We start from the raw sequence: 15,338 nt of genomic DNA, 5'->3' as shown, positions 1-15,338 counted from the left end.
ATAGATCATTGTACCATGCCGCACCATATCTTACTAATTATCAGCTCAGTCATTCCAAACTGTCCTATTAAATATAAACCACATTCCATTATATTTGCTATTTACGTAATAAACAAGGACCTCGCCCATCTCACTTAGAGATGGGTGGGGTCCTTGCCAGTCATTCACTGAATTTTATCAAGTAAATTCACGAGAGCTTGAGCACTTTCAGCACGGCTCGTGTACGCTTTCGGAACAAATACACTCTTACTTTGTCCGTTCAACAATCCAAGCGATGTAGCTGCTTGAACCTCTTTAATAGCCCATGAACTGATCTGTTGTTCATCTGTGAACACAGAGCCAGAACCATTCGGTATTGTAACTCCTGCATTTCTAAACTGATAAGCACGCAGGACCATCACAGCCATTTCTTCTCGTGTGATGCTTTCTTGTGGTGCAAACATCATTTCACTCTTACCTCTCACCATTCCGCTATGATATGCGATCGAAACTGCCGAAGCGTACCAAGCGCTACTATCAACGTCTTTAAAAGAAAAGTCACCCTCCTCCGTTAAGTTCAATGCTCGAATGAGCATCGTTGCGAACTGAGCACGAGTCAACTTTTCTGCAGGACTAAACGTACTATCGGTATTTCCTTTCACCACATGTTTGGCAGCAAGTTCCTTAACAGCCGCTTCCGCCCAGTGATTAACCAAATCTACAAACGATTTGTTGTATTCTATTACCGCATACTTACTAAAATGGTAAACATCCGCTTTAAGTTTGCCATTTTCCCAATAGGAGGCTACATACTCCATTTCCCCATTTTCCTTAATAAAATATACGCCTAACCATTTTTTATTCGCAGAAGCATCAACATGGAAGACTAGAGTGATCGGCGTTACGAAACGCTCTACCTTCATTTCTTTTCCATCTTTCATTTGGATACTCAGACTGAAATTGAACATCTTACTTGCCAATTTCATCTTCGAACTCGAGCTATTTGATTGCTCAACAAGGGACTCGGCTAGTGATTGTTTTACTTCATCCATCTTGAAGGAAATGACAGCTCCTTCTGCTTGCCCAAATGGAATCAATAACTGAATGTTTTTCAGCAATTGTGAAGAAAGTTCAATCTTGTAATCACCTTGATTGATTTCAATTGACTTAGATCCCAGCATTTCAGCTACTTTCAACGGAAGTAGAACGCCATTTTCACTTACTCCAAGGTTAATGATGACTTTCTCTATGCCGCTCTTCAACGATTCTTCAGTGACAATCCTCTGGGTAACTTTATCGCTATTACCACTAGCAGACCCACTACCAATAGAGACATTACTATCACCGGGTTCAGTTTCATTGTCGGTATCAACACCAACCGATGGCATGAGAGAAAGAATAACAGTTCCACCTTCATTTATACCTGGAAGGCTAAAGCTTATTTTGTGATCGTTCGTCACATTGTAAACCTTCCCACTATACTCATCCTTCACTTCGCTATCAGCTGCAAACGGGACGCTTAACGTAACGTCTTTACTTGTTTCTTTCGTATTAATAATCGTAACGATATTCTTACCTTCATATTTTTTGCTGAATGCTAGATATCCTTCTTCATTAGAAGCAACAAGAGATGTCCGTGTTCCTTTGGAGAACACTTTGGAATACTTAGCTCGGATATTCAACAGCTTCTGGTAATGATCATGCAAATCTTTTTCACTCTCTAACTGATCCCAAGGCATATCTGCACGATTCTCACTAAATTCCCCTTTACTCATGTCGCCTGCATTCTTACCTGAACGTCCTAATTCTTCTCCATAGTATATGACTGGCTGTCCTTTGGAAGTAATTTGTAGTGCCGCAGCCGCCTTCAATCTACCTTTATTTCCACCAACGGCATCAGATGACAGGAAGCCGTCCTCATCGTGGCTACTCAGGAATTGTCCCATCGTTCTTGTATTGTCCATCTGCGCTTCCCGATTAGCTAGATAAGCTTCAACCGATTCAATGTTCCCGTTCACGAACATCGACGCATTCTCATTGAAGCTGAAATCAAGAAGACTGTCCATTTGACCACTTTGGAGCGTACCACCATCACTATCAACGCTTGCACCAAAGTATTCACCGATCAATTTGAAATTCGGATCAATCGAAGTCAATACATTCTTGAACGCTTTCCATGTTGTATCTTCAACATGTTTCACGGTGTCTACACGGAAATAATCAATCGTATATCCACGATCTGTTCTAGCCCGATCTAACCATCCAGCTTGCCAATCCATGATTTGTGCACGAACGTCGATGTCCTCTGTGATGAAATCAGGAAGTTGTGCTAACTCTCCCTTAAGCACATCTTCATCCGAAGAAAGTCCATCTGTTCTCAGCATACCTGCGAATCTTTCCTTGTCTTCCTCCGTGATTCCAGGTCTATTATCCTCTTCTTTCAAGCCATACCCTGCATGATTTAAGACTACGTCTACCATGATCTTTATTCCTTTATCATGGGCGGTATCGATTAGTTCTTTGAATGTTTCTAGATCGCCGAGATGTTCGTCAATCTTTGTGAAATCTTTAGCCCAATAGCCATGATATCCATATTGTTTACTGTTGAAATCAACACCTTTGTTGAAATCTATGTTGTCTACAATTGGCGTAATCCACAATGTATTTACACCTAAATTTTGTAAGTAATCCAGTTTATCAATAAGACCTCTGAAGTCACCTCCGTGATAGGCTTCAAGATGACTTTTATCAACATCGGTATTATTCGTTGGATCACCATCCTGGAAACGATCCGTCAGCGCGAAGTAAATCCGAGCTTCGTCCCAATCGAAATCATCTGTCCCAGTATACGTTCTTGCCTTCACCTGTACGGTCGCAGAATGAATATGTTTGTTACCATATTGATCTACTAAAGTGATTGGGATACTCTTCGATCCAGCAGCTATCGAATCCTTTACTGCAATGGACTGTTCCAAAAGCTCCGTATCAAATTCCACCTTATCTGGTCCACCTAATTCGGTAAGATCGATATAACCTTCACGGTAGTTTATGAATTGATCCGATACAACATTCAATTTCAGTACCGCATTCTCGTTAGCTGTAATGACAGATGGATTAACAATCGATTTCATTGTCATTATAGGTAACTGATACTCCACAATAGACTTCCCATTCGTCGTATTGTATGGATCTGCCACCTCATTAACTACCCCATCTTTGGTTATAACGAACGTATATTCATGTGTACCAATTCCTACATTATTTAACGTATAACTGAACCATTCTTTGGTTGGATCGTAAGTCATTGCATATTCTGTACCGTCAATTTTAAGTTTTATATCTGTCATAGAGCTCATTTGCCCGCTTTTGAAAAGCTCATCATCTCTGTACACAAACGTAATATTACCGTCATTCAGAATTGGCCCCGTGATGCTTGGCAAAATATCCATGTCTCTGACCATACTCGTCACATTTACTTTGGTAAGGGTCTCGCCAGGTGTGACCCAAATTAAGCGATCATCCGGATAATCTTGTTTGATTTTGTTCCAATCTAAATCTGTACCTTTGGCTTTAATAAGAACAAATCCAACACTTGTCGCTTGTGGGCCGACTTCAATCATAACAGTAGCCACACCGTTCTCGACCTTATCAAAAAGAATCAGATCATTCTTCACACCTGTGTTCCACACCCACAGCTTCCAATTCTCATAATCCTTATCTGGACGTATATAATTGATTTGGACGTAACGCTTCGCTACTTCCGCAGTAACGTTAACCGTTACTTCTGACGTGATCCCGCCATAAGCAACTGTAATCGTGGCAGTTCCTTTAGACACTGCCTTCACTAAACCTTTGGCAGTCACAGTCGCTACGAGGTTATTACTTGATGAATAAGTAGCCTTGCTCGTTACTGCTCTTTGGCTTCCATCATCATATCTCGCATACACGGCTGTTTGATTCGTTCTGCCTATTTCTAATGAATATTTGGATTCTTTCACTTCTATCGAGCTTAATACCGAAGCCGCAGCTTCCATCTTAATAATAACTGCTGATAAAGGTTCTATGGTGATTGAATTAGCCGTGAGTGTAAATCCAGATTTCGATTTAACCTCAACGATCCCTGCTTCATCATTATCTGCAACGACCGTACCTACTGTTAGATCTTCGGAAAGTGTAAGTGTTCTTGCTGTATTATCTGTATTTACAAATGCATAATAATGACCCGTCCCATCTGTTGCTTTGTTCTTATAGGCAATTATGAGATCTTGTGATTTAATCTCCGGCGCTTGAATCAAGGTAATATTAGAGTCTACTAATGTTTGGTCTCCTAGTCGAAAGGCGTCCGTTGATTTCCTTAACGCTGTCAAGCCAGCTGTATACTCTCTGGTTGTATTATTCACAGGGAAAGCTATGTTATCCGTTGCTTTCGTCCAGTCAAACATGTTGATTGCATCGGAGGAGTCGTAGGAATCATGCACGAAATATCCAAATACATGACCTGTCTCATCTTCTAATTCAGTAAACTTGTGTTCATTTGGACTTGCTGGGGCGGTGACCCCATTCCATTGTTTCGTACGTCCATATTCCTGTCCTGCATGTAGAAAGGCCGTCCCTTGTGACGTCAGTACTAACATATTCCCAAGTCGGATCCGCTTATGAATTTCCAGATCATTAGCTACTATCGATGGATCCTTCTTAATAGATTGTGCAATGACATCATATAATGTTAGATTATCATGTGCCTCAATATAAGGTACAATATCGCCTGGATCATCCTCGGCTGTGTTACCTGGTTGCGCTTTGATATTGTTGAAGATTACATCAATGTCGCGCGCACCGCCTGTAATAAATCTCGGTTGCCCCTCCGAACCGAAACCAGACTTTAATTCATTTCTCATCTCATCAGAGAACACACCGACACTGTCGGTTTTGTCCATCCAGTCCTGATCTGCCCCTTTACCTGCTAATGAAGGATCTGCAACCGCTCCACCGAACGTTCTCCAACCTTCACCTATAAATAGAGCATTCGGATTAATTGCTTCTGCTGCATCATAAGCATTCTGGACAGACTCATAGGTTGCATCACCCATCATATCCCAGCGCATTCCGTCAATTTTGTATTCGTCAAACCAGTATTTAACGGAATCTATCATTAATTTCTCAGCCATCTTATGGTTTGTCGCTAGATTATTTCCAAAACCACCTATATTATTTCCATTTGCATCTTGAAATGCATAGTAGTTAGGAACGATATCATCTAAAAAGCTTGCTTCAGCCATATGAGTATATACAACATCCAGCACTACACCCATACCCGCATCATGAATGGCGTCAATCATGTTCTTCAATTCCTTAATTCTGAGTTCCGGATCTGCAGGATTCTCAGAGTAAGCGCCATCCGGCGAGAAATAGTTATGTGGGTCATATCCCCAGTTATATTCATTGTCTTTGGTTGAATAATCAAGTTCTCTTGTGTTCATATTCATCTCATCCCCGTAATACCAAGCCATGACAGGAAGTAATTGAACATGCGTTACACCAAGAGATTTAATGTAATCAATTTTATTCTTAAATGCATCGTACGATCCCCATGTTGCATTGTTCAAATCATTCTCGATAGATGGATCTGATGTGAAGTCTCTCACATGGACCTCCCAAATAATTGCATCTTCTCTTTGTTCATATCCTTCAATCTTTGCGAAGTCAAAACCTGCGGGGTTCGTTCCGCTCAAGTCCACAATGGCCGCTTTACCTACAGCATCTCCATCAGAACCAACGTTACCTTTCGTATTCACTCTAAATGGAGCCATTGATTTGGCATAAGGGTCAAGCACTTGTTTTGCTATACCGTTATTGGTTACTTCATATTGATAGAAATAGTTTTTAAGATCTGTAACACCTAGATCCCCAGGGGAAATTCTAGCAGACCATATACCTTTATCCTCTTGCGTTAAGTTCACACTTCTCACTAGTTGCGTAGAATCATATTTGTCATATACATCCGCAACTACTGAACTCGCTTTGGGTGCCCAAAGTTTAAGCGTTACACTCTTTGTATCCGCGTGATATTTGGCTCCGAGATCATTCCCCTCATAATGATACATTTCATCGATCATTCTCCAACCCGTCGTAGCCGACAGCGTTATGCCAGCGTATGTAACACTTAATGGAACATTCTCCAACGAGAACGGTGTTGTCATAACTTCAACTGTTGTCGCATTCATGATTTGGACTCTGTTAATCGTTACAGCATCACCGTTCTTGTCCGTAATGATTAGTGCATCTTTCAATGCTTTCTCAACTAGACCTTCGGTCATCGTAAATCCTAACTGAATTTTACTATCAGATAATACTTCAGCAGACGTCAGACCTGTAGGTAACTCTCCGTTAGATGAAACATAGACCTTATCATCTCCTTGTTTTATCCATACCTGATTATATCTATCCAATAGATTAAAGCTTCTATTATCCTCTTTGTCCGCATCGCCTTTGGTACGATTCACAACAAAAAAGCCTATTTTCTTTGCATTCTTTTTGAGTGGAATATCAACATATGCTCCAAATGCATCTATTTGATCAACTGGAAAAAGGGTCGCATCTGATGCCCATACGGATGACGGTGTTGCTACATCCTCCCAGTTCCAAATCCCATAAGGGCTATAGTTATTGTCCGGTCTTTGATAATGTATGCGACCGTATTGGCCGGAATATCGTCACCTGGTGCGACGAACTCTGCAGATACGCTATGGTCTAATCGATTGTAATTGAAAGTGACCGCAAGCTTCTCTGGAAGACTCAACTTCGCATTACTTCCGGGATAGGCACTATCATCCCATGTGGAGCCTAGAACGATTTTATATTCATAATCACCTGCGTAAACAGTCTTCGTGACAGAATAAATATCATCAAAATCATCATCATACATCATGGTTTGTGCATCAGCAGGCGACCAGTTGTTTGCATCGCCTATATTCATTTGCACATCCCCAACTACTCGCGGATGCTTATCGACGGCTAATGGCGTGTAGTAAGTAGAATCCGCTATTTTATTAGTCAGATAGTTATAATAGAATGTCACTGCTGTTTCTTGGGTTAACGTAATTTGGATGTTACCTCCATCATCTTTGCCCATAGGATTTGTGTATGATCCAAAACCATAGCTGATATCCCAATTGCCACCAATGGCAATTTTATATTTATAAGAACCTGCAGGCAAGATACCTGTGAACTGATAGTTTCCGTTGCCCATATCAATCATTTCGGTTGCAGGTGCTGCAGGATCCCAATTCCCATTAGATCCGAACGCCTCTTGTAAATCACCGACCAACACAACTTTATTTGTATCTGCACCAGCCTGTAATGGAATTAACCCCACACTCGAAATAACAAGAATAAAAACCATAAAGCTGGACAGTATACGTCTCATTTGATAAATAGACTTCACGTGAGCAACACTCCTTCTTTTATAATTTTAAAAATAATGCAAACGATTGCATAAAAGTCGATAACCCCTCCTTTAAACAATAAATAGTAACATCACTAGGTCCCCTGAAGTCAGTACCCGTCACAGAAAGTGTCATTTTATAAACCTCTAACTTTTTAAAAGTCGTGAAAGCGTTTGCACTTATATACTATAACGCTTTATTCAATACGTCAATTAATAATTTATAAGATCATCTCGTTGGATCTAATTGTTTGTGTAGTATTTGTAGTTCTTTACCGGTAAGATCTCTCCACTTCCCTTGCTCTAGTCCATGGATAGAGATATTCATTATCCTTATTCGTTCAAGCCTAAGCACTCTATAACTAAGAGCCTTACACATTCTACGAATTTGAAGATTTAGTCCTTGGGTTAAGATGATTCTAAACTCATATTCACCGATCGCAAATGTCTCACACGGTTTGGTTGTCCTTCCAAGAATATCTACGCCACTAGACATGCACTGAAGGAATTGAGCAGTAACACATTTGTCTACTGTCACTACATATTCTTTCTCATGACCATTCTCTGAACGCATCATTTTATTCACAATGTCTCCATCGTTCGTTAATAATATTAGGCCTTCTGAAGCTTTATCTAGTCTACCAATAGCAAAAATTCGAGTAGGATAATTCACGAAATCAATAATGTTACCCGCTACATGCTTTGCAGCCGTACAAGTAATTCCTATGGGCTTATTTAGTACGATATATACATGATCTTCCTTACTAGGTATCATTTCATCATCAATGAGCACTGTGTCACCTAGAATAACGCTGTCACCTGGTTCACAGATAACACCGTTAATCGTAATTCTTCCAGCCGCTATTAATCTATCCGTTTCGCGCCTTGAACAAAAGCCTGTCTCGCTAATATATTTGTTAATTCTCATATTTTTATCCCACTTTCGAACATGTTGATATATCTTGATTCTAGCAGAGTCTTCATCACAACGACAAATAACCCGCCTTGGTTCACACCAGATACGGGTTATTCTTGTTATTCAGCTACTACTCTGTAATTCGCTTCATCATTTCATTATTTTGCAAATATCATTCGTGAATTGAACCGGGTCAACAACCTGCAATCCCTCGATCAATAAGGCTTGATTATACAACAGATTAGTATACAAGCTCAGCTTATCTTTATCATTGGTGTAAGCATCTTTCAATGATTGGTAGACATCATGATTGACGTTGATCTCCAATATCTTATCTGCTTTCACATCTTGAGCGTTAGGCATAGCCATCAATATCTTTTCCATCTCAATCGTTAACTCACCCTCTGTAGAAATACATACAGGGTGCGTCTTCAATCTCTTGGACGCTTTAACATTCGATACTTTATTCCCAAGTATGCCTGTCATCGCTTCAAAGAGTTCCTTATTCTCATTCTCTTCTTCCTCTGTAGGCTTATCATTGGCATCTGCTTCGATACCTAAATCACCGCTGGATACAGATTTGAATTCTTTCTCTTTGTAGCTCATGATCATCTTGATTGCGAACTCATCCACATCATCTGTGAAGTATAGAATTTCATACCCTTTGTCATTCACAAGCTCCATCGCTGGAAGTTTCTCAATTCTGTCAATCGATTCTCCAGAAGCGTAGTAAATGTACTTCTGATCTTCAGGCATTCTTGATACATATTCATCCAAGGATACAAGCTTCTTCTCTTTGGATGTATAGAACATCAATAAATCCTGTAATGTGTCTTTGTGCATACCGTAATCATTATATACTCCGAATTTCAGCTGTCTGCCAAAAGAGATAAAGAACTTCTCATACTTCTCTCTTTCATCCTTCATCAGACTTAATAGCTGACTCTTAATTTTGTTCTTAATGTTCTTAGCGATTAGCGTTAACTGACGATCATGCTGTAACATTTCTCTTGAGATATTCAGTGATAAATCTTCTGAATCGACCATACCCTTCACAAATCCGAAGTAGTCAGGGAGTAAATCAGAACACTTATCCATAATTAATACACCGTTGGAATATAGCTCTAAGCCCTTCTCGTATTCTTTGGTGTAATAGTCAAATGGTGTATTCTCAGGTATGTAGAGAATGGCATTATATACAACCGCACCGTCTGCACTAATATGAATATGTTTCAGCGGCTTATCGAAACCATAGCGCTTTTCAACATAGAAGTTCTCGTAATCTTCAGGTGTAAGCTCGTTCTTATTCTTGCGCCAGATCGGTACCATGCTGTTGACCGTTTGCTCTTCAAGAACTTCCTCGAATTCATTCTCGGTACCTTCTTTAGGCTTCTGCTCTTTCACATCCATCTTGATTGGGAAGCGAATGAAATCAGAGTACTTCTTGATGATGGATCTTAAGCGGTACTCTTCTAAATACTCATCATATTGATCATCTTCGGTGTTTTCTTTTATGGTCAGAATGATTTCAGTTCCTACGCTATCTTTCTCACATGATTCAATGGTATAGCCATCTGCACCTTTAGATTCCCATTTGAAAGCCTCGTCACTACCAAGCGCTTTACTGATTACGGTAACATCATCTGCCACCATGAACGCTGCATAGAATCCAACACCGAATTGACCAATTATATTGTGTCCGTCTTTGGCTTCATTCTCTTTCTTAAAAGCTAATGAACCACTCTTAGCAATCGTACCTAAGTTATTCTCAAGCTCTTCTTTTGTCATCCCAATACCCGTATCGGAAATAGTCAATGTACGCTTTTCTTGATCGGTTGTTACTTTGATGAAATAATCGCTTTGGTTAAACACCATGCTATCATCCGTTAGTGCTCTGTAATATATTTTATCAATGGCGTCACTAGCATTAGAAATAAGTTCTCTCATGAAGATCTCTTTGTGCGTATAGATGGAATTGATCATCATCTCTAGTAATCTTTTGGATTCTGCTTTGAACTCTTTTTTAACCAAGATAAATTCCCCTTTCAATTTAGCTAACAATATTTTCTTATATTTCAAAAGGATTAGCACTTGAATGACCAGAGTGCTAATCCCTATTTTTACATAACTTAATTTTTGTTGTCAAGTTGTGCTTATACTTAAGCTTGTCTACAAGGCAACAGCCACTATTTCTTAGCTGATGTTCTAACCGGTAAAGATACCCACGTATCTTCTAACCAAGAATCAAAATTAGAACCTTTATCGCCTTCGTATACATCATAAAGGTCAACTCTCATCTTCTTGAACTTCTCTTTGAACTCTTCATACGTATGGCCTTCTGGTAAACTCTTCTTAATACGAACTAGAATCTTCGTGATTCCCTTAACCAATTCACCTGTGCTCTTAGACGGCAACTGAACATCTTCACCTAATGCCTTAAGTTTATGGTAAGCAGCCTCTTGCACTTGATAGACAGCATCATTAGCCATCACACGTGTAAGTATATCGATAGATTGTTGGTCGTCTAACTGCCCTAATTCTTCTACAGCCTCTAGACGCACTCTCCAATCCGATGTACGATTGACAGCTTTCTTTAATTGTTCCATATTGGGACCTGATTCTAATACCTCTTCATCATTTATTTCTTCATTATTTACTTCTTCAATATTCAAACGATCCAATCCCCTCTATTCAAAATCTGGTGAGCACAATGAAATAACATCATTATAGCTATTATACCTCATATGTTTCTATTATTGCGCTTTAATGTCTAGATTAATCCATGAACTACGTTGTTAGGATAATTATATACAAAAAAGACGGTACACTTTAGCTGCATCCGTCTTTTCCAGTCGTACTTATTCAGCTATACGTAATTGTTTTCTTTCTATATATAGCTTTCTGAAATAAACAGCTGCATATATTGCATTAGCTGAAATACTTAGAATGGCTACGAACAACATAAGAAAGTCATTTCTAGGAACTAATAACTCGGTTGCCTCTGTAAATCTTGCGAAGGTAAAATAGTACATAAACCAAGCAGCAAGTGTAAATGCACGTGCTTGCAGCCAAGTTCCTTTCTTGATAAACATGGCAGGAATCGTACATGCCAAGAGCACCATGAACTGTGCGGAGGCTGAACCAGGGAAATTGAGATATACGAATACCCAATTCCATAGATCATAAGCAATGATCCAAAAGATAGTCATCTTAGACCATACGAGATCTTTTTGCTTACTTCTATCTGCTTGAATCCCTTTCCAACCATAGAACAATGTGATAATCGAGAGTATTCCTGCTATTCCATTCAGGATATTAGGCAGAAATGCCATGGAGAAATCTTGTGTAACAGCCTCAGCGATATTTATTGCTAAGAACAATGCTGCTACCATTTTCGCAAAGTTATATTTACCTAACCCTGTGAATCTCATGAGTATAAACCAGACACTAGCTGCTACTACAGAATATACTTTGACCCATTTGAACCAATGTGTAACGCCATAGCTCATCCATAAAGGTAATAATACAATGGGAAGAATGAAGAAGAATACAATGGAAAACCATTTATAGCGTCTGAATAATTCGTTTAGTGCAATAAGAACTACTAAAATCAGTACCCAGTGTATGACAGACAGTGTTCTATTATGCTTACTTATAACCCCTATATAATCGCCATTCTGGTATGAGATACTTTTGGAAGCATCTTCAATCAATAGACTTGCACCATCGAAATCGGTTATAACTGCGCCGGTCTCACTCGTAACCTCAATACTATTATTCGTTTGAACCCAAGTCTTCTGCTCTTTGACATTGTTCCCGCCGTATTGCTTCAGAACAGAAACGGTACCATCTTTGTTAAATTCCATACGGTAGAAGAAGGAACCCTCACTTGAAGAACCATCCACAATCCCTTGCCATGTGCCTAGCGTAAGTTCCTTTGTACTAGATGAATCTGCAGAGCTAACCGAAGGTAGATAAACTAAGGCCAGTAGAAAAGAAAATAACATTATCCATAATTTAGATTTTCTCATGACATTCTCCTTAACCTATATAGTTAAACTGCCTCTACTTTACCTCTACGGAAGCTGACATTCGCTTTACCTGTGTGAAGTTGGTACACATGCCAGAACACATATGGAACGATGATAATAAAGTTAATCATTCCCCAATATTTAAGTACCATTGGGTTGTGCCATGAAGAAGAATCCATGAGTGTTGGGAATAAATTCGGTGCTACCGCTCTAATAATTAAATGTGTTGCTAATGTATATACACGAGCAATGACATATAATTCTGGTCTACGCTTGATGATAGGATACAGCTCTGCTGCTAATAGAATACATAATGAACTTGCGAAGTAGATTGGTGCTTCTGCATATACAAAAGCTGCATTCCAAGTCGTATAGATGAAGTTCCATGCGATTGTAGTGTATACAACTAGTTCTCCACCTTTACCTGTAATGTTCCAGAAGTTTCTCTTCAATGGAAATGGAATCGTTACACATAGAAGGAATCCACATGCTGCATTGAACAGATTGCCTAATGCTACGTCCTTAATGGTCGCCTCAGCTATGTTAAGGAATAATACACCATACAGAATCCATAACACCCAATCCTTACGAAGTGAATCCCAGAACTTGCCTTTGAATTTGGCTGCCATTCCATCCGCATTTGATAACCGTGCGAAGCCTAAGAAGATCGTTGGAAAAATAACACTTAGGATTTTTACCCATCTGAACCAACCAACTACCCCACCCATAATCCACAAGGGAAATGTAGTTAATGTAGCGATCCAGAAGATGTTGGCGAATTTCATATGCTTACGCATATAACCAACAATAAACATCAGCAAACTAATATAAGCGACCATCGTAACTACATACTGCCAAATTGGAATTTGCATTTTAAGCCCTCCTCATTTTAAAATAATTATCTTAATCCCCCTAAAACATAACAAGCGTTCGGTTTCATTCAGAGCATAACAATTTTCTAACATAACAGCTGTGATGTTTATCACGCAATCCAGCCATAACAATTGGTAGTGTCCATATTATTATGGTACGATATTTTTAACTTAGCAGAATGGTGGTAAAGGTTATGAGTGTCGTCGGAAAAGAAAGAATATTACAGGCAGCACAAAGAGTCATCATTGCACAAGGAATTAATGGTGCCACGATGCGAAGCATTGCTCAAGAAGCAGGGTTGAGTACGGGGGCAATATATCATTACTATAAGAATAAGGAAGATGTCTTGTATGATGTCATGGATCATAGCTTATCTGAATCTACTCGAATTGCTGAGAAATCTAGAACATTACCCAAAGATAATGATATCCTCATAGCTGAGATAACAGATAATATCTTAAAAAGATTTAAAAAGCCATCTGAAAATAAGCTGCATTTCTATCTTGCACAAGAAGCTATGATTGGTAACGAAGATCTCAGATTGAAATTCACAGAGAAATATGACGAATGGATCACGCGATCAGAAGAGCTCATCAAACTCTTACATAATAAAGAAGAAAGTAAACATAGTCGTGCTTTTGTTTCTTTATTAATCGGGGCAATCGATGGTGTTGCACTTCAAATGGTTCTTGGTTCCAATGTCTCGACTCCTGAGGAAGTAACTACGGTATACCACTATATATTAAAAGAGGGCATTCCTAGGTTTATGGATTTCATGAATAGTCAGACATTGGATTAACCTTTAGAACGAATGAAATAAAAAGACAAATAAGCCCAAATAGTAATTCTATTTAGGCCTATCTGTCTTTTTATTTAGTTGTTCTGTTTATTCCGCATTCGCGCCACTTGCCCCATGACTCTTCATGATCTTGTTCATTCCAGCCGTGGCTTCAATAGTTCCATCAAGCATCACCCACATGGCTTCGACACCCTCTAAACTCTCTATGAGTGATAATCCCTCATCAAAAGGCATAAGGAATATCGTTGTGGACAGAAAATCGGCAACACCCGAATCTTCTGTCATAATGGTGACGGTCCGATAATATTGTTCTGGCATCAGTGTCTTGGAATCAATCAGATGATGATATACTTTACCATCCACCACGTAATACCTCTGATAGTCGCCACTACTAACAACAGATGCGTTATTAATATAAATCGTATCTAGTAAATTCTCCTCATCTGATGCAATGAACTTGTCAGGATTCTGTAATCCTACACCCCATCGCTGACGTATGTCGTCTAGCGGCTTGTAGATTGCACGAATGTTACCACCAGAACTGATCATACCAGATAATAAACCATCTTCTATTAATTCCTTGGCTACCAACTCAGTTGCGAATCCCTTTGCCACTGCACCTACATTGAGACTCATCTCTTTATCAGATAGATAGACTGTATTTAACGTTGTATCTACAATCACTTTATCAAGATCCATATGCTCTGCAGCCTTTTTTAGTATACCCATAGGTGGTAGCTTGGCTTGATCGGGTTGATCTATTCCCTCTTCGCGATAGTCATGCCAAATCTGAAGAACAGAACCCATCGCTATATTCGTGTCTGATCCAACGCGTGTTGACCATTCTTTGGAGAACATGATCAAATCGATAATGTCCTGATCCACGATTATTGGTTTGATTCCGGCATGATCATTAATGGTCTTGATGTTATTGATTCCTTCATAATCATTGTAGATATCATAGAATGTATGAAGTTGCATAAATCGTTTATGTGCCTTCTCATAGAACTTGTGGAACTCTTCTTCATTCTTCGTATACGCAATGAATTGGGTTAACGTGTTGAAGCTATCGTAGAAGCTTCCGCTGTATTTATGATACTTCTCTACCTGATGTTGCTGTCCCAACGTACATCCTGTTAAGCTCAACACGAAGAGTAAACAGACTGTTATTCCTTTACGTAGTTTAAGCATATGCTCACCTTCATTCCTAATCAACATAGCGAATTATTATCATGCGATTGTAATCGAGTAGGAGGGGGCGACTAGCCCCCGACCTCTCACACCACCGTACGTACC

General features: G+C 39.4%; 7 protein-coding genes and 1 pseudogene. 1 reads left to right on the top strand and 7 read right to left on the bottom strand.

The genetic code is table 11. From position 1 onward, the window contains the following. Positions 1-164: 164 nt before the first annotated feature. The 6 genes and pseudogenes from ACH8E3_RS12620 to ACH8E3_RS12595 form a co-directional block, all read right to left on the bottom strand. A pseudogene (locus ACH8E3_RS12620) lies at positions 165-7,381 on the bottom strand (pullulanase). Positions 7,382-7,652: 271 nt separating this feature from the next. Next, positions 7,653-8,351, bottom strand: coding sequence for a pseudouridine synthase (locus ACH8E3_RS12615; RefSeq protein ID WP_458632997.1), 699 nt, complete (start codon positions 8,349-8,351; stop codon positions 7,653-7,655). A gap of 138 nt (positions 8,352-8,489) precedes the next feature. Further along, entirely contained in the window at positions 8,490-10,370 is a 1,881-nt protein-coding gene (htpG, locus tag ACH8E3_RS12610; RefSeq protein ID WP_458632996.1) for a molecular chaperone HtpG, read from the bottom strand. Positions 10,371-10,525: 155 nt separating this feature from the next. Beyond that, positions 10,526-10,945: a HEAT repeat domain-containing protein gene (locus ACH8E3_RS12605; protein ID WP_458633034.1), complete on the bottom strand. Its 420-nt coding sequence runs from the start codon at positions 10,943-10,945 to the stop codon at positions 10,526-10,528. Between the two features lie 252 nt (positions 10,946-11,197). Next, positions 11,198-12,370 (bottom strand): DUF5692 family protein, encoded by a 1,173-nt coding sequence (locus ACH8E3_RS12600; RefSeq protein WP_458632995.1) that lies wholly within the window; start codon positions 12,368-12,370, stop codon positions 11,198-11,200. Positions 12,371-12,393: 23 nt separating this feature from the next. Continuing rightward, positions 12,394-13,242, bottom strand: coding sequence for a hypothetical protein (locus tag ACH8E3_RS12595; RefSeq protein WP_458632994.1), 849 nt, complete (start codon positions 13,240-13,242; stop codon positions 12,394-12,396). 194 nt (positions 13,243-13,436) lie between these two features. Between ACH8E3_RS12595 and ACH8E3_RS12590 the strand changes: the two genes are divergently transcribed. Beyond that, positions 13,437-14,042: a TetR/AcrR family transcriptional regulator gene (locus ACH8E3_RS12590; RefSeq protein WP_458632993.1), complete on the top strand. Its 606-nt coding sequence runs from the start codon at positions 13,437-13,439 to the stop codon at positions 14,040-14,042. An 87-nt stretch (positions 14,043-14,129) separates the two neighbouring features. Here ACH8E3_RS12590 and ACH8E3_RS12585 read toward each other — a convergent pair whose 3' ends face one another. Further along, positions 14,130-15,233, bottom strand: a complete 1,104-nt coding sequence (locus tag ACH8E3_RS12585) for an FAD:protein FMN transferase (RefSeq protein WP_458632992.1) — start codon at positions 15,231-15,233, stop codon at positions 14,130-14,132. Positions 15,234-15,338: the final 105 nt, after the last annotated feature.

It is taken from the genome of Paenibacillus sp. CMAA1364, assembly GCF_054373195.1.
Note: the sequence above shows the minus strand (reverse complement) of the source record. Positions and strands in the feature narration are given on the sequence as shown.